Below are 19,837 nucleotides of genomic sequence, written 5' to 3'. Positions count from 1 at the left end.
AACAAGTAATCATTTAATAACAAGTGCTAAAAATAGCGTCTGTACAACAGCTGTATGTCTTCTTTGGCATCGATACGATCTTGCCATTCGTAGTTGGCATTGATACGTAATGCTTGTTTTTTATCGATGTCGTATTGTAGCCCTAATGTCGATATCGGCTGCCAATAATGACCACGAGCATTAGACTCATCGCTGCTGCCATGATACCAATATGGCAGTTGCAATTCAGCCTGCGCACGTAACTGATTGTTAATCTGATAGCGGCAACCGGCATTGATACCTGCGCCAACACGATAGCCTTTATTTATACCGCGCCCTGCTTGCGCCGTTCCTGCCAAAAACGTATAGCATAGCTGCGGCGGCATCTCGCCTGTATTTGAGCTAGGAGTACCAAACGCCCACGACCAACCCGTCTCATAGCCTAGACTACCGACTAAGTGATCGCTGCCATCCTGCTGCGAGCCGTCGTTCACGCGGGTCGCTTCAATACTGGCGCCCCACGTTTTGCCTTTTTTAGCAGAATTGACTGGATTAAATGAACGCCCTCGTACCAAGGTCACATTTTGCAAAACCACGCTGCTTGGCTGATTGGCCTTATCATTATCATAGAGGCGTAAAGTCACAGCCGCGCCTTCTAAATCAAAGAATTGTGGAAATCCTGACGGTCGATCAAGAGTATCGTGATAACCTGCGCGCACGCTTAAATCAATATAATTATTATCACCGCGCTGCCCTAGCCCGATAAACCCCAGTTGCAGCGGATGTCTGTCTATTGGATTATTATCGGCTACCGCAATACGACGTGGCAATAGCGTTTCCCCATCGGCGGCTATGCTCGAGGTTGGATTCAACTGGGCAGACTTAATCTCATTTAACGTCTGCTTAGCGTTATTATGATAGCCCAATTGCTCACGCTGCTCTTTAACCTTGTTTAACTGTGCTTGGCGCAAGGTGCTATCAGCGGGTGTATAATTGGTGCTGGCAAGTAAGTTTTCGCTATTAAGTAACTGCACGACATCTGAGGGAATTACGGCATAAGGTAGGCGGCTTAATAAATGCTGCTGCGGGCGTACCACATCAATTAAGCGTAAAATCTCAGACGCGCAGTTATCAGTGGTGAAGTAATACGGCAATTTCAAATCTTTGGTTTCCCAGACATGCAACATAATCTGCTGCACTTCTGCTGGGGTTAAATCCAATTGATAGGTCCACGCATCACGCTCGTCTTCTTGCAGATACTTTGCCAGCTTTTCGGGATAAGGGTCAATTTCAATGAGATTGTCATAGCTACCAATCATCGACTTGACGGCGTATACCAAAAAATTATCGGTTGAATCACCGCCCACCGTATAATTTAGCGCAACCGCATGATGAATTTGGCTTGGATCCGCCACGCTGGCTTTAGAATCGATGCGCAATAACGTATGAGCAAAAGCTGAGATAGGATTGTCTAAATATTCTTGCGCAAACATAATAGACAGCTGCTCGGGTGCCAGCTTTTGCATCCACTCATTCAGCTCTGGACAGTCGACTTGCAAGCCGCTTTTGTCGATATTGAGTGTATCAGTCAGCCATTGGACGCGTGCGGGGAAACGGCAGAGTACCGAGTTTTTAGTCGCAAGATTGGATAGTTTGTTATTAGCAGTGCTGTTATCTGGAGTCGTAGCCATCTCGTCAGCAAGGGCAACCAACAATGCATCAAGCTCTGCAGCGGAATCTTGTTGTCCATTCTTACTTAAAAAAAAGGCAGCATCATCAACGATACTAGTATTTTTTTTCTTGCCGATTAAGTTCTTTTGATCATCAAAGAAATATAATAACCGTCGCCATGTTATATGTTGGGCAAGGTTTTCTGTCTTTGCTTGCGCACGCCATGATGCTAATAGCTGTTGGGTGTTCGCCCTATTATCACTATTATTAGCACTTTGATTGTTATATGTCCGAGAAGTGACTGCGGTATTTGAGACACTATCTGGCTTGATGGTATCATTTGATTCGGCGACAACTGGATTAGTGTAAGCCGTTAATATTGGCTCAGCATTTTGTGATTTAGCGTCAGTAGTATCTAGTGCCAACTCACCTGTTGTCACAAGCGATGCGGGCGTCGGCAAAAATGCCTGTGCCTGTGCCGTCAGTAGCAGTCCGGCTATGGTGAGCGGCAAACGCGCTCGCCTGCCAATGTTTGTTGGCGTACAATCTATCGGCAAAAGGTTTGAATATATAGACATGAGTAACATCTCGCACGGTAGGAGTCATACGCTTATCGCGTTATGAGTTCTATCGAATTATTAGAGTGATATTATAAATTATCGTTTTGAACGACTGCTTTAAACCATTGTTTTGAATGACGGCTTTTTAAGTAGATACGCCATTTATTGATAAAAAAATATAATCATCAGCATTTACTGCGCACTTATTTATCAAATTATAAAAGAGAGTATTATGTCCACAGCATCGTCAATGACTGTTAATGCCGGTCGATTATTAGCTGCGACTTGGCTTGCCTCACCCAATTATAATAAACGACCTGAAAATGTCGCGATTGATGCCATTGTTATTCACAATATTAGCTTGCCACCCAATGAATTTGGGGCTTGCGATACTGACGGTCTACATTACGTTAAAGCGTTGTTTACCAATCAACTAGACTGGGAAGCACATCCCTACTTTCAAACCATTAAAGGCGCAGAAGTCTCAGCGCATTTATTTATAGAGCGCGATGGCGCGATTACTCAATTTGTCAATTTTAACGAACGCGCGTGGCATGCCGGACGCTCTAGCTATTTGGGTCGCCCTGAATGTAATGATTATAGCATTGGCATTGAGCTTGAAGGTTCAGATTTTGTGTCCTTCACTACTGACCAATATGAAGCGCTTGCCAAAGTTATTGTCGCCATCTATGACGCCTATCCAAAAACCCGTCGGCATCTGACTGGTCATAGTGACATTGCACCCGGTCGCAAAACAGACCCCGGTGATTATTTTGAATGGAAAAAGTTGCGTGAGATGATTGCAGCCCTATTAAAGTAATTATTTCTTAATTTCAATAATAACTATTCATCGATTGGAAAAATTATGACTTGGATTGAAGTGGTCGATTCAGCAGTAAAGATAGGTTTGGCCACATTGATAGCAGGCGTTATTACTTTTCTACTGTCCTCAACACAACATCGTAATGAGCTTAAAAAAGCTAAAGTAGAACGCGAGTTTGAGATGTTAAAAGAAGTTGCAGAAAAAGTAGAGAATTTTAATACCATTGCTCTGAATTATTGGGCATTTGCCACTGATTGGCGGCGTAGACTGGTTCCAGACTCATCTCTTCCTAAATCTAACGGATTCCTAGATTCTCAAAATAAACTATTCGATAGCTTTAGTGAACTAACGGAAGCAGAATCTTTATTACTATTGTTTGGCTATGGTAGCGCTCAAATTAAGCTCAGAGAATATGGCGAAACAGTTATAGCTCTTAAAAAGAGAGTCGAGTCTGTAGATATACCTTTCGACCATAATGATACAGCCAATTATAGAAAATCTATGATTGATAAACGCTCCGAGCTATTTAGTCTCTTGAATGAAATTTATAAAACTATTTGATTTTTAATTTATTTGTCGCAATTAAAAAAATTATCGCCACTTATCAACGATTTTTTATCATTCTATATTCCACATTCAATCCATTTATCAGTGTGATGAAAGTGCTATAATCCGTCAGTTTTTTGACAACACTACATCAACAAACAACCTTTAGTAAACAAATTAGCAGAATAGGTTCTCATGGCAAAAAGTCGTTTATTTCGTTCAACCATGGTGGTCAGTAGTATGACCATGCTGTCACGTATTTTGGGTTTGGTACGCGATATTGTATTATTAGGCGTCTTTGGCGCTGGTGGTCTGATGGACGCCTTTTTAGTCGCTTTTAAGATACCTAACTTTCTGCGACGTCTATTTGCTGAAGGTGCGTTTAGTCAAGCTTTTGTGCCTGTTTTATCGGAATACAAAGAGAAATACAGCTTACGAGAAGTACAGATATTAGTCAGTCGCACCTCAGGCGCTCTGCTATTAATCCTGTCGATGCTGACCGTGGTGGTTATTTTAATGGCACCATGGGTCGTGACATTATTTGCGCCCGGTTTTGCCGATCAACCTGATAAGTTTGCCATCACCGCTGAGCTGTTACGCCTGACCTTTCCTTACTTATTATTTATCTCTATGACCGCTTTTGCTAGTGGTATTTTGCAAAGCTACGGGCGTTTTGCCGCGCCTGCTTTTGCACCCGTATTGCTCAATCTATGTATGATTGGCGGCGCATTGGTTTTTGCACCGATGTTTGAGACACCTATTATGGCGCTCGGTTACGCGGTCGCTATCGCAGGCTTATTACAGCTTCTACTTCAGTTACCACAATTGTCCCAACAAAAGCTACTGGTGATGCCGAAAATCGACTTCCAGCATGAAGGCGTCAGGCGTATATTAAAATTAATGCTGCCGGCTATCTTTGGCGTATCGGTGACTCAGATTAATCTGCTATTAAATACTGTTTTTGCCTCTTTGATGATTGGTGGCTCAGTCTCATGGCTATACGCTGCTGAGCGTATGAGTGAGCTACCACTTGGTTTAATTGGCGTGGCAATTGGTACGGTTATTTTACCTAGCCTATCAAAAAGTGAAGCGCAAAAAGACGATATCAGCTTTAAAAAGACCATCGATTGGGCAGCACGTTTAATCATCTTAGTCGGTGTACCTGCATCGGCAGCGCTATTTATTCTGTCAGATGTGCTGATGCAAGCGCTGTTTTTACGTGGCGAATTTACCTTACGTGATGCACAAATGAGCTCGCTCGCGCTAAAAAGCATGGCGGGTGGCATCTTAGGCTTTATGTTAATTAAAGTCTTTGCCCCTGCTTTCTTCGCTCGTCAAGATATCCGCACCCCAGTCAGAATTGGTATTATTTCCGTTTTTGCTAATATGATTTTTAGTGTCATCTTTATTGGCATATTTTACTTTTTTGACATGCCGTTACATGGTGGACTAGCACTTGCGACGACTGGCGCATCATTTGTGAACGCTGGCTTATTATATTACTTCTTGCATAAGCGTGAGATTTTCCGCTTTGGCAGTCATTGGAAAAAGCTGTTTGCGCAATTTGCAGTTTCTACCACTGCCATGGTCGCTGTACTTTACGTCATGCTACCCTACTTTCCAACCAATGAAGCACAGTGGCAACGTTTGGTTGCGCTACTGATTATGTGTGTGGTCGGTGCGCTGGTTTATGGCATAGTATTATTGGCAACGGGATTCCGTCCTCGCCATCTGAAACATGGTTAAAACAGTAAGCGTTAAACATTAATTACTGAAAGCCAAGTGAGGCTTTAATTTACCAAACCAGAACAAGCTTGGTATGAGAATTGACAGTGCATGCCGCTGATAGTTGCCATAATTGCTCTTTAAGAAATAAATGAATTCTGAGAACTAATATGACGACTAAATCATCAGCTTTACCATCAACCTTGTTATGCTTACCAAGCATATTAACTGTTGGTATCCTGAGCACCGCACTACTTTTAAGTGGTTGTAGCAATAATGATAAGGGTGAAGCAGAGACCGCGGCTCATACTGCAAGCAGTAATGAAGACACTGCAGCGGTCGCGCAAACATCTGAGAACGACGCGAGCCAAGTAGAATTAACAGGCACTACTACTGATAGTAAACAGGCAGTAGATAACGCTAAAGATGAAACCACGATTGCTAGCGATAATATCAATCCTGTTACGACTGCCGCTAAGCAAAAAAGCTTGGTCACAAATCCGACCCAAGATGGTACGCCAGAAGATACGGTTAAACAGGCACTAGACAGCTTATATTATGGCGACGCCAAACAAGCCGCTACTTATTATAAAGTAGATATGGCGAACTTCGAGGAAGAGCTTGCCAAAACCCAATCGGCTTTCCAGCAAACGGTTGACGGTGTTACTTTTACTGATACCAAATACAGCGATAATAAAACCCATGCTACCATCACTGGCGAGTTGATGCTAAGAGGGCAAAGTGAACCGGCGTCATTGACTTATGAGCTACAAAAGATAGACGGAAAATGGAAGATTTTAGGATAAGAAATCTAAATGCTATTATCTAAAATTCCTTCATTTGGCATTATTAGCTGTCTTATTTGTCATTATTAGCTACCATCATCGCTTTACCAAGCATCACCACATCCGCGATAAACCCCTGCATATCGCACACTTTTGGCATATAGCCCCATTGCTCAAAGCCAAGCTTACGGAACAATCCTAAGCTTGGCTGATTATGCGCAAAGATAAGCGCCACCACGTTATGAATACCTAAGCTCGGCGCTTGCGTCAGCATCCAGCGTGTCAATAAGCTACCCAATCCTTGGCCATGGTAATCTTGATGCAAGTAGATACTAATCTCAGTGCTGATATGATAAGCCGGTCGTGCATATAAATCACTAAAACTGCCCCAGGCGACGATTGGCGATAATGTTTGCGCCTCACCTATAACGCCTATAGTTTCTGATTCTCTAGCAACGCGAACAATATAAATAGGTCGCGTGGCACTATTTACATGCTCATTGAACCAATCCTGACGCTCTTCACAACTGACAGGCGTTAGATTAGCGGTTGCTTGCTTGCCGGCGATACTTTGATTATAAATCGCTAAAATTTCTGGCAAGCCTTCTTTATGCGCACGCTGAACAATAAAGCGCTCGTTAAGTTTATAGACTGGTGATGTATGCATTATAGAATCATGAACATCATCACAATCAGCAGTGTAGATAGCATCAGACATAGCTTTTCCATAAAGTGTCATTATAATAATGATAAGTAATAAATAGCAGCTAAGGTGTTAGCCTTGTTGTTTCATTAACAACAGACTATAGGATGTTACTAGGGCTATTTTACTTTATAATGGCTGCTTTTAAACACATCTGTTTTGGAAATCTCTTTAAGTAGCGGTGTGTTTTTCTTTTTTATCTGGTCTTATCTATCATAGCTGAAAATTTATGAATACCTATTTTCTTGAGCAACTGATGGCATCGCCAAGTGCTGTGTCTGCCAATACTAGCCCAGTAGATTTGGCAGCCTGCGTGCTGACTATTGGCAACTTCGATGGTGTGCATTTGGGTCATCAAGCGATGCTGGCACAAGTTCGCGATACCGCTAAAGCACAAAATATTGGCTCGGCAGTCATGATATTTGAGCCGCAGCCACGTGAGTTTTTTGCGCCAGCTACCGCGCCTGCCCGCCTAACCAATCTTGCCGAAAAGCAAGCTTTGCTTAAAGAGTATGGCATCGAGACTTTGATTGTTGCAAGCTTTGATAGCGATTTTCGCTCGCTATCGGCACAGGCATTTGCCGATATTTTAGCACTGCGCCTCAATGTAAAAGCATTGGTGTTGGGTGATGACTTTAAGTTCGGTCATGATCGTACTGGTGACAGTCAGTTTTTACGTGATTATGGCTTAGATGTGACGAATCTGCACACCGTTATCGACGATAAAGGCAAAGGCGCTCGCATTAGCTCTACGCGTATACGAGACCTATTATTGGCAGGTGACCTTAATGCGGCAAATGCGTTACTGGGTCGCGATTATGCGATGACAGGCGTTGTCGTTGGTGGCGATAAAATCGGTCGCACTATGGACTTCCCCACTGCCAATGTCGATCTAAAGCGCATAAAACCTGCATTACATGGCATTTTTGCTGTCGATGTCGTTAGCCTTGATGATAATGGTGATGTCATACCGAACGGCTTGACCGCACTGACTAATAGCGAAAATTCAGGGGTTGCAGGTTTACGCCCGCATAGCTTATTTGGTACCGCCAATATTGGTATCAGACCTTCGGTAGATAAAGAGCATGATTGGCGCTTAGAGGTACATTTTCCTAAGCTCCAAGCAGACTTATACGGCTTAACCTTACAAGTACGTTTCTTGCATTATTTACATGGCGAGCGTCATTATGAGAGTTTAGATGCGTTAAAAGCAGGTATTCATAACGATGTGATTGATTTACTCGAATGGCGTGAACAGCAGAGCTAGAATGATAGTTATGACCATATAAAAACTTAACGTATAAAAAAACCCACAGCGTTATTGACGTTTGTGGGTTTTTACTTGGTCTAGTAGCTTACTACTTTCTAAGTCTAAGAATCAGGATGCATACGCACGTTTAAATCATCGATAACCTCGACCCATGCGGCATCTTTATTCCATTCTTCTTGCAAAAAGGCACGCTGACTGTCATTCCATACCGTCGACTCGATTAACTTTTCTTCTTTTGCTAATTGGTTTTTTTCGATAAAACTATCAATGGATTCATCCGAGCTATCAAGTCCTAACTGCGCAAATAACTCATTCATATTATATTCAGGTTCACCCAACATAGTCTTTTTCCTTAATAAAAAAATTTGATAATGATTTGATTGTATTTATTATTTGAATTAACCACTTTATTGTAGCAAGCTTTAGACTAATAGCTGTTAATCAACGTTTAACTAACGTTATCAATTGTATTAATGGATGATCAAGGCACAAAAAAGCCCTCTATCGTAGAGGGCTTTTTAGATTAAATTCTATATAACAGCTTGAGTAAATTGCCTACTTATGGAAGCAAGTGTGCTACTGCATCACGCTCTTCGCTAAGCTCTTGCTCAGTTGCGGCCATTTTCTCTTTTGAGAAATCTGATGACACGTCAACGCCTTCTACGATAGACCAGTCGCCGTTAGCGCAGGTTACTGGGAATGAGTAGATTAAGCCTTTAGCAATGCCGTATTCGCCGTTTGAGTAAACGCCCATAGAGACCCAATCGTTTTCATCAGAACCTAGTGCCCATGTACGTACGTGTGCAATGGCAGCATTGGCAGCAGAAGCGGCAGATGATGCACCGCGCGCTTTAATAATTGCGGCACCGCGTTGTTGTACTTCTGGGATATAAGTGGCTTCGTACCATTCACGATCGACTAAATCTAGCGCTGGCTTACCATTGACAGTTGCAGCCGTTAGATCTGGATACTGAGTTGATGAATGGTTACCCCAGATGATCATTTTTTTCACGTCATTAACGGTGCTATCAGTTTTGCCAGCTAACTGTGCCATCGCACGGTTGTGATCTAGGCGAGTCATAGCCGTAAAGTTACGTGGATCTAAATCTGGTGCATTACGCTGAGCGATAAGCGCGTTGGTGTTCGCAGGGTTACCAACGACCAATACTTTAACATCACGGCTAGCAACGTCGTTCAATGCTTTACCTTGGGCTGAGAAAATCGCAGCATTGGCTTCTAGCAAATCTTTACGTTCCATACCTGGACCACGAGGACGTGAACCGACTAGCAGAGCATAGTCAACATCTTTGAATGCAACGGTCGCATCATCAGTTTGAACAATACCGGCCAATAATGGGAATGCACAGTCTTCTAATTCCATGACCACACCCTTTAGGGCGTCAAGTGCTGGGGCGATTTCAAGCAATTGCAAAATAACTGGCTGATCTTTACCTAGCATCTCACCAGAGGCAATACGAAATAACATAGCATAGCTGATATTACCAGCGGCACCAGTGACGGCAACACGTAAAGGCTGTTTCATTGACATTGAATACTCCCTAATTATAGATTAGATAATTCACGATTCTAATGAATAGTTCTGATTAATGATTCTAATGGATGGTTCTGATTGATGAATATCGTTTGAGATAGCGATCTGCTCGCTCTATATAGCAGTCATAAACCGATAGCTAGTGTAGCACCTCAGCCTATTAATCGTCTAGAGAAAGCGCGAATGCGATTGCTGACAATACTGGTTATATTGTTACATTTTATACGAATAGATGTTTGAGCTTTTGGGAAAGGCTTAAAAACAAGGCGTTAGATAAGCCTTAAAAATATTTAAGGCAGTCTTAGTAGCATTATTGACATGAATATAAGGCAACTAAATAAATGATATTTCCGTTAAATAACAAGCAGTCTTATTAAATAAACGCTACGGCTGTTCTTAGATATCAATGAATAGATATTATTTACCACCCGAAATAATAAACTTACTGCCACAGTTATCGACAACATTACTACAAGTGCCAAATGAGCTGCCTTCATAACATACATGAATGTCGGTCAATACCATTTGACGACGTGTTCCTGCCTGACAAATCAAATCAACGCTATTAGCTGACATACCACTATTTAAGTGGCTCATCTGTGCGACAAAACGAGATTTTAATACCGTATAACTGTTGCCTGTATTCAACTCACTCGGCAGTTTTAAGTCGCCAGCATAGTTGGTGATTTGGCGAAAATAATTACTGGCGCTAAGCGGACTACAAACGCCATAACGCTGCCATGCTTGGGTACGAACCGTAGTATCAGGCATGATACGGTTGATCACTTTTAATTGTAGCGGGGTCAGACGCGGCTCACTACCGCGTCCGCAGCGCTCGCCATAACCCATATCAAGTCCTGAAACCGTTAACGAATACCCTTCTAAACACTGACGCATACGCGCACGCGTCGGTTGTAAGCTACACAGCGCGGGCGTCATCTCAATCATCAATACCCGCTGCCCTGTCTTGCTGGCACTAGCAGCTTGTGCAGGTAGCGTTATGGCACCCTGTAGTAATAGTAAAGCCGTCACACCAAGTATGGCATTGCCTTTACTTTCATACTTTTTGCTCATCAAGCATTCATTAAAATGCTCTGACAGCCTTGTCTTTGACATCGAGCCCACCTTTGTCTGAATAGATAGTTGACGCTTAGCTCGCGACGATATGGGCAGCTTAAAATATTTTTTAATCATAAGAAGTTAGAGCATCTAGCAATGACGAATAGGAGCTTTTACGCTTAATTATTATCTATAACTCAAGTTAGGTCGCTTTCAAAATATCAGCTACTTAAGAATAAATGAACAAAAAATGCAGACGGTAATGAAAGCAATGGTAGCAAACTGCCTTTTTTAATCTATAGCAGAAACGTAAACAGGACTTAATAAGCTGGTGATTGCTTTTAAGTGAGGAATTTTAAAAGCGCCATATAAAGCCAAGATATATTGAAGCACTTTATGTAAAAGCCGTGCATATAAAAGCCATACATATGCAAGCCCGACATATAAAAAACCATTAGCAGTTACCTGCTAATGGTTTTGTCATGCAATATTTATAAATTAAAACGCCGCAGGAATCGTTCCCATACGTTGGCTAATAGGCTGACCACGACCTAATAGACTACTGTAGATAGTAGCGTTTTCCATGACGTGTTTGACGTAATTACGGGTCTCAGGAAAGGCAATCGACTCGACATACTGGTCAGCTGCGAGTGAACCATAGGTTGGCTGCCAGCGTTTGGCATTATTTGGACCAGCATTGTAGCCCGCTGTCGCTAAGACTGGTTGGCTGTTTAATTTTCCAAAGATATCGCCCATATACCACGTACCATAACGGATATTGGTATCGCCGCTATTGGCACGGCTGGCACTATAAGTTTCGCCTAAATTACGCGCAATATATTTAGCGGTATCTGGCATGACTTGCATCAGACCGCTAGCACCAACGTTTGAGCGTGCTGACGTCACAAAACGACTCTCTTGACGCATAATGCCATAAGCCCATGCCGGATCGATACCCGCCGACTGACTGTGACGGACGACCGCCGATTGGTGCGGCATCGGATGTGATAATGCCAAACTGTCGACTCTATCGGTATTATCAACCGCATAAATCGCCCGATCGAGCCAGTCTATATCATATGCTTGACGAGCAGCGGCAATAATCAGATTATCATCACGATTGTCACGTGCTTTTTTCACCGCCCAGTTCCACTCGCGATTGGCATAGGCACGACTGGCATCAGCGTTATATAAAGCAAATGCGCGAGCAAAGTGTGGATTTTGCATAACACGGGCGCGGTCGGCGCTACTAACGTTAGGCAAATTGCTGCCACCCAAGCGACTGGCATCAAAACGTTGACCGACTTTATCCTTGGCCATCAAACCATAATACTCATTACTCTTTGCTAAGTTTTGATACATTTTTTTAGCGGTATTGCGTTTGTTGGCATCACTTGATTGCTCATAAGCACGTGCCAGCCAATATTGCCATTGATTGGTTTTTTGGGTTTCGGCATCCATTTTTGAGATAGCTTCGACCACATCATCCCAACGACTAAAACGAATCGCTGCCATAGCATAATATTCAGCTTCTTCAAAGCTAAAGTCATTGTCCAAGCTATTACGGAACCAATCAACCGCTTCAACATTAAAGCCATCATCGGTATTATGATTCATCCGCTGCACGCCAAGCGTACGATAAGCAGCACGGCGGGTATCATCCGTCAATAATTTGGCTGAGCGCTGATTGTCTTGCTTGATATCAAAATCCAACTGCAATGCGGCCTCACGATAAGACTTTTCGGCGACACGCCCCATTGCATAAAGGTACAGATATTGATTCATTTGGCTTGCAGGCTCGCGGGCAAAACGGCTAAAGAATGCTGATGGATTGAGCTGAATCTCACTCAATGACGAGTAAGGAATAGGTGTTCCTAATCGCGAAGACAGCGCCATAATATCGCCCGTTCTGCCTTTACGCAGCATACGCTTAAGGCGCGATACTCTATCTTGATTGCTAATCAGCGCATTATTATTCATCTCTAGCGCCAACTGGTCACACAGTGCTGGCTGCTTTTTGGTGTTTAGCCAAACATCAGATTTGGCTGCCATCGCACGCATGGTATCGCCGCCATTATTGAACCCAAGCGCAACGGCACACTTCTCACTGTCATCAGCGTTGGTAATGAGATTTGCTACTTGGCGTACGGCGGCATAATCATTGGAGCCCGCTTTGGTTTCAGCAAAATCAGCCACCAGTTTTTCTGCCATTACCGTATCTGGGTATTGACGCACAAACTGTGAAACCGCTGCCGGGCTTTGCGAATTTAAGTCTAAATTCATGCGCCAATAAGTGGGATACATGGCAAATAAACCGCCACTCATCGCTTGCTCGTAATTATAAAGCGCGTTGACATCACCGCGCTCTGCTGCAATCGCCGCTGCTGTAAATGAGCTCGCACCACTATCAGCTTGATAGCCGGTGTTTGATTGGTAACTGTTATTTGGCTGAGAACTTTGCGGTTGATAGCTGTCTGGTTGATAGTTATCCGGTTGATAGTTTTGAGGCTGGTAAGGCTCAGGCTGGTATTTGCCTTCTTGCGGATAACTATTATTAACACTACTACTGGTATTATTACCCCAAGTCAGTTCGGCATAAGCCACTTGCGATATGGCCAGCGCACCCATTGCCGTTGCCACACTCAACACACTGGTTCTTAGCATCGTTCTTTTAAGGTGGTTGGGCCTATTATTTTGATGATTGGCAGCTTCATCCTTGATACTCTGAGCAACTTGCGGCTTTGTCATACGGACTCTCTTTATAATAAGTCTAAATAATTTGGCTAGATAAATAGTTTAAATCTAAGTTTAAAAGGGTGTTTCTCACCCTACTTAAAACGCTCATTTAAACAATAGTACGGATATGGTTACCTTCATCATACTATACTCGTTGCATATTCAACCATAAGCTTTACTTTTCGTTAATAAATCGGATAGCCCTGTGTAACACAAAAATGTTACAACGCTTCAAATACCGACAATCTTTATCAATACTAATAATTGTTCCACAATACTAGGTAAGCATTTGATAGTATTATAAATAATCTAGCATAATTATCCCTATAGGCGTACGCTAACTTTTCACATTGCTGCAGGGTTGTGATAAAATACGCCACCGCTTAATCGCCTACCCCGCTATATTTTTAGTCAATCATGGACTTCGCTTATGAGTGTTACTGTATTTAATCCCCGCATCGATGACGCTGCTGTTGACACAAGGGTTACTGCGCCTACCGTTACGGCACTCAACTCGCCAAGTTCCGTCCAAACATCAATAGCCAAAGCAGCAGTCAATGGCGCGCCAAAAAAAGTCTTTGTTACCACCCAAGGCTGTCAGATGAACGTTTATGACTCTGGCAAAATGCTTGATGTGCTTGGTGATTCGCACGGTATGGAAGTCACTCACAATATCGATGAAGCCGATGTACTGTTAATGAATACCTGCTCTATTCGCGAAAAAGCGCAAGAAAAAGTCTTCTCAGAATTAGGTCGCTGGCGCAAACTCAAAGAAAAACGTCCAGACTTGGTTATCGGTGTTGGTGGTTGCGTCGCTTCACAAGAAGGCGACAATATCCAAAAACGCGCACCTTATGTCGATATGGTCTTTGGGCCACAAACCTTACACCGTTTGCCGGAGCTCTATGATCAATCTAATGAGCAGCGTGAAATCGCGCCTAAGAATCGCATCGGTACAGTAGATGTATCCTTCCCAAGTATCGAAAAGTTTGATTTTCTGCCAGAGCCGCGCGTTGAAGGCTATAAGGCCTTTGTATCCATTATGGAAGGCTGCTCAAAGTATTGCTCATTTTGCGTGGTGCCTTATACGCGCGGTGAAGAATTATCACGCCCACTAGATGATATCTTGGCAGAGATTGACAGCTTAGCTGAGCAAGGTGTGCGCGAAATTAATTTACTTGGTCAAAACGTCAATGGCTATCGCGGCGAAAAAGACGACGGTAGTATTTGCCGTTTCGCAGAACTGCTGCATTATGTGTCGCACGTCGATGGTGTTGAGCGTATTCGCTATACTACCAGTCACCCGCTCGAGTTCACCGATGATATCATCGACGCTTATGCGCAATTACCAGAGTTGGTATCACACTTACATCTACCAGTTCAAAGTGGCTCGAATGCTATCTTGGCAGCGATGAAACGCAACCATACCATTGATGTTTATATCAATCAGATTAATAAGCTTAAAGCCATACGTCCTGATATTCACTTGTCGAGTGACTTTATCATTGGCTTCCCCGGTGAGACTGAGCAAGACTTCCAAGATACTTTAAATCTAGCAAAAGAATTAAATTTCGATCACTCTTATAGTTTTATCTACTCTAAACGTCCGGGTACGCCAGCGGCAGAATTGCCGGATGATGTGAGCTTTAAAACTAAGAAAGAGCGTTTGGCAGAATTCCAAAAAGTCATCATTGACTCAACACTTGCCAAAACCCATGAAATGGTCGGTACGACCACTCGCGTTTTGGTCGAGCAAATTGCCAATCGTCATCCTGATTGCTTAATCGGTACGGCAGACAACACGCGTACTGTTATGTTCCCTTATGACGTTGATAAAATGGATGAGCTACTTGGTAAAATCGTGAGTGTGCGTATTACCGATTTTGTCAGTCCCCATATGGTGAAAGGCGAGCTAATCGAAGTGTTGGCTTAAGTTTTTAGAAAAAATTGGATTAGTAGAAAAAAGCCGTTCGCTATTTAATAGAGAACGGCTTTTTATTTACTCACTTTATTTCTAATACATTTTGGTAAATGCTTCAAACCGGAGACAGCTCATAAATAGAGTTAATTGATCTGATTAAATTTCAGTATTAGCGTAAGGCTTTTAGCGGTTGATTTTTATTTGCAACCGCCCTTATTTATTGGTGAGATTACTCTCGCATATTACTATCATAGCTTATTTACTAAAACGACTAATTTGCTCCATTGCTTGCTTTAATCGTGCGTAATCGGGTTCCTCTTTCAATGGCTTATACTCCTTATTAATGTATGAAAATTGTCCTGCAGAGCCAACCTCCATAATATCCTGATGAGCAACTACCGCGTATTTGCTATAGCTAGAAGCAAGCAGCCAATCACGATCAACAGGCTTACCCAATAAATTCACTCCCATAGAATAGTCTTGTATTGGATTTTTCACGCCAAGATAGTTCTTTAATAGTGTTGGTACAACATCTTGATGGCTCGTGAAGTAGTTATCCCAGCCATCGACATTTTTAGGCACATTTTTACCAACGATAACAAAAGGAACGTGTATTTGAGGGTTCGAAAAATTACTATTATGTCCCCAATAGTTCTGCTTATTGTCATTTATCTCTTCACCATGGTCACCTGTAATAATAACGATAGTGTTTTCCATCTCTCCTGAAGCATTCAATTCATCTAATACTTGCTTAGCTAGACTGTCAACAAAATGTACGCTTGTTTTATAACGATTCATCAACGGCTTAGGATCAGTATTATTGTTTAATTTTAAATAATTCACTTCAGATAACATCGGCTCATAGCGATGAGGATAGTCTTTAGGGAATTCATAGCTATGTGGTGAGTCGTAAAATAAAAATGAAAAGGAAGGTTTTGAGCTGTCTTTTTGTGTAAACCAGTTTAACCACTCTTCGGTAATATTTTGATCGCGCTCAACCGCTGTATTTCCTTTAGACTCTTTGCGAAGATTAGGCACCTTTAAAAATACAGTTTGGTCAAACTCAGGATTAGTTAACTGTGCAGAGGCAAAGATACCTAATGGATAATCTAAATCTTGCATACGATCGATAAGAATAGGACTGGTTTTATTATCTATTGCACTATGCCAATAAGTCGATGGAATGCCATAAAAAAAACCAAAAATCCCTGCTCGCGTTGCGTTTCCTGTTGAAAGATGATTTTGAAACATCATACCGTTTTGAGAAAAATTCCACAGATTTGGGGTATTTTCTGCATTAAAAGCATCTGCTCGCCAAGAGTCTATGACTAAAAATACGATATTTGGTGGGTTTTCTACGGCTTGAGTTTGTAATGGTTGTAATGGGAAATGAAAATCTCCTTGGTTTTGCATCGTCATCAGTTTTTGTTTTTCTAAAGCTTCCTCGTCAATCCAACCATATTTAGTCATTAAACTATTAGACGTCATTGGGTAGAACAGTGGCAGATAGCGTTTAAGCTGCGTCACCGATTGGTAAGCGTGCGCTGCAGCCCAAATATGGATTAGATTACTTAGCAATAGCGCTGTTACTGCTGATATGCTAAAAATACGCCCTGTTTTTGCTGGTAATTTAATTTTTCCTTCATCAAGTCCATATAAAATACCTAGCTCTATCGCAAATACCACTACCACAGTACCTATGAGCATTAGCCAAGTCGCTATAGAAAAGCTAACAATTTGCCCTGCGAATATTAAATCTAACATTGCAGGGTTGATATGAAATCGATAGCTTGCAAATACAGAAGTATCAATAAATAGATAAACCAATATTAACGATCCTAATGCGGCAACGATTATTCGGCGTATCCAATTATAAGGTAAAAAGAAAAAGGGAAGCAGAATAAGACTCACAATAGCTGTCAAAGCAACCATATGTGAGAATGTCGAAAGGACTAAAAACAATAGTCCTAGCATATCATTCGGTACTTCAGGTAAAAATCTTAAGTATCGTAAGGCGATAAAAATAGCGAAAACGGAGTTTATGAGGATAAAATACCCATAAATCGTTAATCTTTCTTTAATAGTCATATTATAATTAATTCGCAATAAAGTTGAATGAACTAAAACCTTTTACGCTTTATACAAAATGATTAGCTCAATCATAAGTAATAATGGCATCAAGGATAATGTATTAGTTACTTTTTTAGGCTAAATTGGGCTGATTTGAAAATAGATGGGTTAAAAAACAGCTCTAATGAAATGAAAGCTCATGAAATAAAAAAATGGTTAATTATAAGGCTTTTAGGTAATTTGAACAATTGTTTTAAATTCATTTTAAGATAGCCACTCTTTTATATTAGGCTGGCGATGACGTCACTCAATAACGCCGCTGCAATCAACATAAATATTACCCCGCAACCGCGATTAAGCCATGCTAAACGCTCGCCAACGTCCAACCATCCTGCCAACTTTTTACCGCCAATGGTGTAAATCAGCTGCCAAATTGTCTCGCTCAAAAATAACCCAAAGGTAAGCATAATATACTGCGGCCATAGCGGCGCACTAAAATTGATAAACTTGGGAAAGAAGGCGGCAAAGAATAAGATCGCTTTTGGGTTAGACAGTGATACCCACATACCAGTTCGAAACAACAACCAATCACTAGGCGGGGTTTTAACAGCGGCACTAGAGAGTGAGCGCGGCGTAGGTTTATCAGACATCTCAGTAGTCAGAGTCAACTCTTTATTAACTTCAGTACTCAGCGCATTTGCATCACTCATCAAGCTGCTACTGGTACTATCGCGCCACGATGTGATACCCAAATAAATGAGATAAATAGCACCAACGGTTTTAATAACTGTCAATAACCACGGCGATTGACGGCTGATAACATCGAGTCCAAGCAGCGTTGAGAGTAATAATATAAACAACCCAAGACTTAAACCTGCCAGCGTCCATAATGTGCGCTTGACACCATAATTAAGCCCGTATTGAAATGCCAGTAGCATATTAGGCCCTGGAGTCGCTGAGATAAAAAACGTACTTGCAAAAAATACCGCAAACAGATGCCAAGACATCAACTAACCCCTAGTTCATCATTTATAAAAACTTAAAACCAACTTATTAAAATCGACTTAATATTTGCAAAATAGCTAGATATAACGCTTAGACGGTGTATTTTATGCGCATATAGATTGAAAAAGAACGGCCTGCTACCTATTGTATCAATTGATGACACAGCTGTTTAGCAGCTTTTGTAAAAACTCATCACAGCGCTCAATCTCACTTAGCGCGACATACTCATTAGCTTTATGAGCCTGCTCGATACTACCGGGACCGCAGATAATCGTTGGAATGCCGCTATTGGTAAATTGCCCGCCTTCAGTGGCATAAGCAACTTTATGACGTGTATCGTCGCCAGTTAGTGCCGCTATTAACGCTTGTAGCTCAGCGTTGTCGCTATCGGTCATTGCCGGTACACTTTCTTCTTGCAGCAGCTCAATGCCCGTATCGGCAGAGCGTGCTTGCATTTGGGCGCTTAATTCTGCTACTTTTGCTTGAATCGGTGTGAGAATATCGTCTTGCGTCATATGTGGCAGATTACGATAGTCAAAGGTAAACTCACACAGATTGGGGACAATATTGGTCGCCGTCCCACCTTTTATCGTACCTACAGACAATGTCGAATAAGGCACATCAAACATCGCATCGTTATCACTGCGATGACTAATCTCTTCCGCCAATTCATCGACATAACCAATCAAACGACTGGCATAGCTAATGGCATTGACACCCTGTTTAGTCAATGACGAATGCGCTGACTTGCCATGCACACGGCAACGATAAACGGCGATGCCTTTATGCGCCACGACCATCGCCATATTGGTCGGCTCACCGACGATACAATAATCAGGAGTGATACCGCGAGCTTTTAAATCGGCTAATATTAATGGCGCACCTAGACAGCCAACTTCTTCATCGAATGATAAAGCCAAATGTAGCGGGCGACGCAGCTGACCGTTTTTAGATAGCTTTGCAGCTTGTGGCAATAACGTCAACGCACAGGCAATAAAACCTTTCATATCGCAAGCACCGCGTCCGTAAAGCTTGTCGCCGCGTATCGTCGCTATGAACGGCTCAGACGTCCAGTCTTGACCGTCGACGGGTACGACATCGGTATGACCTGATAACACCAGACCATGATTCACTTCATCGGCATTTTTTCCCGCTGGCACCGTAACGAATAAATTGGCTTTATTTTTAGCGTCATTAAAGGTTAAATCTACCGTAAGGCCCAATTGCTCACAGTAAGCCTTCACCTCTTCAATCAATGCTAAGTTTGAATAGCGACTGACCGTATCAAACGCAATTAATCTTGTCAGCCAATCAATACTATCGGTGGGATAATTAGCAGGAGAATAATGAGCATTAGGCGTTGCTCTTTTTGCAACTTTATTGTGATTTCTTACCGTCATAAGACATCCTTATCGTACTATAAGATAAAAAG

Annotated in this window: 15 protein-coding genes; 6 read left to right on the top strand and 9 right to left on the bottom strand. The window is 42.2% G+C overall.

From position 1 onward, the window contains the following. Positions 1-26 precede the first annotated feature (26 nt). Positions 27-2,228 (bottom strand): DUF4105 domain-containing protein, encoded by a 2,202-nt coding sequence (locus JMW39_RS05410; RefSeq protein WP_227679386.1) that lies wholly within the window; start codon positions 2,226-2,228, stop codon positions 27-29. A gap of 214 nt (positions 2,229-2,442) precedes the next feature. Between JMW39_RS05410 and ampD the strand changes: the two genes are divergently transcribed. The 4 genes from ampD to JMW39_RS05390 all read left to right on the top strand — a co-directional run bounded on the left by ampD (position 2,443) and on the right by JMW39_RS05390 (position 6,110). Next, on the top strand, positions 2,443-3,030 hold the full coding sequence (ampD, locus tag JMW39_RS05405; protein WP_201544606.1) for a 1,6-anhydro-N-acetylmuramyl-L-alanine amidase AmpD: 588 nt from the start codon (positions 2,443-2,445) through the stop codon (positions 3,028-3,030). Between the two features lie 45 nt (positions 3,031-3,075). Beyond that, a complete protein-coding gene (locus tag JMW39_RS05400) occupies positions 3,076-3,594 on the top strand; it encodes a hypothetical protein (RefSeq protein WP_201544605.1) in 519 nt (172 codons plus the stop codon). A gap of 180 nt (positions 3,595-3,774) precedes the next feature. Continuing rightward, positions 3,775-5,325: a murein biosynthesis integral membrane protein MurJ gene (murJ, locus tag JMW39_RS05395; protein WP_201544603.1), complete on the top strand. Its 1,551-nt coding sequence runs from the start codon at positions 3,775-3,777 to the stop codon at positions 5,323-5,325. Between the two features lie 149 nt (positions 5,326-5,474). Continuing rightward, positions 5,475-6,110: a hypothetical protein gene (locus JMW39_RS05390; RefSeq protein WP_227679366.1), complete on the top strand. Its 636-nt coding sequence runs from the start codon at positions 5,475-5,477 to the stop codon at positions 6,108-6,110. Positions 6,111-6,162: 52 nt separating this feature from the next. Here the strand turns inward: JMW39_RS05390 and JMW39_RS05385 are convergent, their stop codons facing one another. Next, positions 6,163-6,807: a GNAT family N-acetyltransferase gene (locus tag JMW39_RS05385; RefSeq protein ID WP_201544601.1), complete on the bottom strand. Its 645-nt coding sequence runs from the start codon at positions 6,805-6,807 to the stop codon at positions 6,163-6,165. A gap of 214 nt (positions 6,808-7,021) precedes the next feature. On the opposite strand from JMW39_RS05385, the gene ribF reads away from it, so the two are divergent. Continuing rightward, positions 7,022-8,059 carry a riboflavin biosynthesis protein RibF gene (gene ribF / locus JMW39_RS05380; protein ID WP_201544599.1) on the top strand — a complete coding sequence of 346 codons (1,038 nt, stop codon included), beginning with the start codon at positions 7,022-7,024 and terminating at the stop codon, positions 8,057-8,059. Between the two features lie 104 nt (positions 8,060-8,163). On the opposite strand, the gene JMW39_RS05375 is transcribed toward ribF, so the two are convergent. The 4 genes from JMW39_RS05375 to JMW39_RS05360 form a co-directional block, all read right to left on the bottom strand. Further along, positions 8,164-8,403, bottom strand: a complete 240-nt coding sequence (locus tag JMW39_RS05375) for a DUF2789 domain-containing protein (protein ID WP_201544597.1) — start codon at positions 8,401-8,403, stop codon at positions 8,164-8,166. Between the two features lie 218 nt (positions 8,404-8,621). After that, entirely contained in the window at positions 8,622-9,605 is a 984-nt protein-coding gene (locus JMW39_RS05370) for a malate dehydrogenase (RefSeq protein ID WP_265088447.1), read from the bottom strand. A gap of 426 nt (positions 9,606-10,031) precedes the next feature. Further along, complete coding sequence (locus JMW39_RS05365) at positions 10,032-10,730, bottom strand: hypothetical protein (RefSeq protein WP_227679360.1); 699 nt, start codon at positions 10,728-10,730, stop codon at positions 10,032-10,034. A 441-nt stretch (positions 10,731-11,171) separates the two neighbouring features. Further along, positions 11,172-13,421 carry a lytic transglycosylase domain-containing protein gene (locus tag JMW39_RS05360; RefSeq protein ID WP_201544593.1) on the bottom strand — a complete coding sequence of 750 codons (2,250 nt, stop codon included), beginning with the start codon at positions 13,419-13,421 and terminating at the stop codon, positions 11,172-11,174. 418 nt (positions 13,422-13,839) lie between these two features. Between JMW39_RS05360 and miaB the strand changes: the two genes are divergently transcribed. After that, positions 13,840-15,342: a tRNA (N6-isopentenyl adenosine(37)-C2)-methylthiotransferase MiaB gene (gene miaB, locus JMW39_RS05355; protein WP_201544591.1), complete on the top strand. Its 1,503-nt coding sequence runs from the start codon at positions 13,840-13,842 to the stop codon at positions 15,340-15,342. 243 nt (positions 15,343-15,585) lie between these two features. Here miaB and JMW39_RS05350 read toward each other — a convergent pair whose 3' ends face one another. The 3 genes from JMW39_RS05350 to argE form a co-directional block, all read right to left on the bottom strand. Further along, complete coding sequence (locus tag JMW39_RS05350) at positions 15,586-17,418, bottom strand: DUF3413 domain-containing protein (RefSeq protein ID WP_201544589.1); 1,833 nt, start codon at positions 17,416-17,418, stop codon at positions 15,586-15,588. 263 nt (positions 17,419-17,681) lie between these two features. Then, a complete protein-coding gene (locus JMW39_RS05345; RefSeq protein WP_201544587.1) occupies positions 17,682-18,407 on the bottom strand; it encodes a LysE family translocator in 726 nt (241 codons plus the stop codon). Positions 18,408-18,554: 147 nt separating this feature from the next. After that, a complete protein-coding gene (gene argE, locus JMW39_RS05340) occupies positions 18,555-19,805 on the bottom strand; it encodes an acetylornithine deacetylase (RefSeq protein WP_201544585.1) in 1,251 nt (416 codons plus the stop codon). Positions 19,806-19,837: the final 32 nt, after the last annotated feature.

Source organism: Psychrobacter immobilis, assembly GCF_904846175.1.
In the GTDB taxonomy this organism is placed as follows: Bacteria; Pseudomonadota; Gammaproteobacteria; order Pseudomonadales; family Moraxellaceae; genus Psychrobacter; species Psychrobacter immobilis_E.
Note: the sequence above shows the minus strand (reverse complement) of the source record. Positions and strands in the feature narration are given on the sequence as shown.

Bases quoted from the DNA above. Each gene is read 5' to 3' on its own strand.
- JMW39_RS05410 (WP_227679386.1), bottom strand. From the start codon at position 2,228: ATGTCTATATATTCAAACCTTTTGCCGATAGATTGTACGCCAACAAAC.
- JMW39_RS05375 (WP_201544597.1), bottom strand. From the start codon at position 8,403: ATGTTGGGTGAACCTGAATATAATATGAATGAGTTATTTGCGCAGTTA.
- JMW39_RS05345 (WP_201544587.1), bottom strand. From the start codon at position 18,407: ATGTCTTGGCATCTGTTTGCGGTATTTTTTGCAAGTACGTTTTTTATC.
- JMW39_RS05360 (WP_201544593.1), bottom strand. From the start codon at position 13,421: ATGACAAAGCCGCAAGTTGCTCAGAGTATCAAGGATGAAGCTGCCAAT.
- argE (WP_201544585.1), bottom strand. From the start codon at position 19,805: ATGACGGTAAGAAATCACAATAAAGTTGCAAAAAGAGCAACGCCTAAT.
- JMW39_RS05390 (WP_227679366.1), top strand. From the start codon at position 5,475: ATGACGACTAAATCATCAGCTTTACCATCAACCTTGTTATGCTTACCA.
- ampD (WP_201544606.1), top strand. From the start codon at position 2,443: ATGTCCACAGCATCGTCAATGACTGTTAATGCCGGTCGATTATTAGCT.
- miaB (WP_201544591.1), top strand. From the start codon at position 13,840: ATGAGTGTTACTGTATTTAATCCCCGCATCGATGACGCTGCTGTTGAC.
- murJ (WP_201544603.1), top strand. From the start codon at position 3,775: ATGGCAAAAAGTCGTTTATTTCGTTCAACCATGGTGGTCAGTAGTATG.
- JMW39_RS05385 (WP_201544601.1), bottom strand. From the start codon at position 6,807: ATGTCTGATGCTATCTACACTGCTGATTGTGATGATGTTCATGATTCT.
- JMW39_RS05370 (WP_265088447.1), bottom strand. From the start codon at position 9,605: ATGAAACAGCCTTTACGTGTTGCCGTCACTGGTGCCGCTGGTAATATC.
- JMW39_RS05350 (WP_201544589.1), bottom strand. From the start codon at position 17,418: ATGACTATTAAAGAAAGATTAACGATTTATGGGTATTTTATCCTCATA.
- JMW39_RS05365 (WP_227679360.1), bottom strand. From the start codon at position 10,730: ATGTCAAAGACAAGGCTGTCAGAGCATTTTAATGAATGCTTGATGAGC.
- JMW39_RS05400 (WP_201544605.1), top strand. From the start codon at position 3,076: ATGACTTGGATTGAAGTGGTCGATTCAGCAGTAAAGATAGGTTTGGCC.
- ribF (WP_201544599.1), top strand. From the start codon at position 7,022: ATGAATACCTATTTTCTTGAGCAACTGATGGCATCGCCAAGTGCTGTG.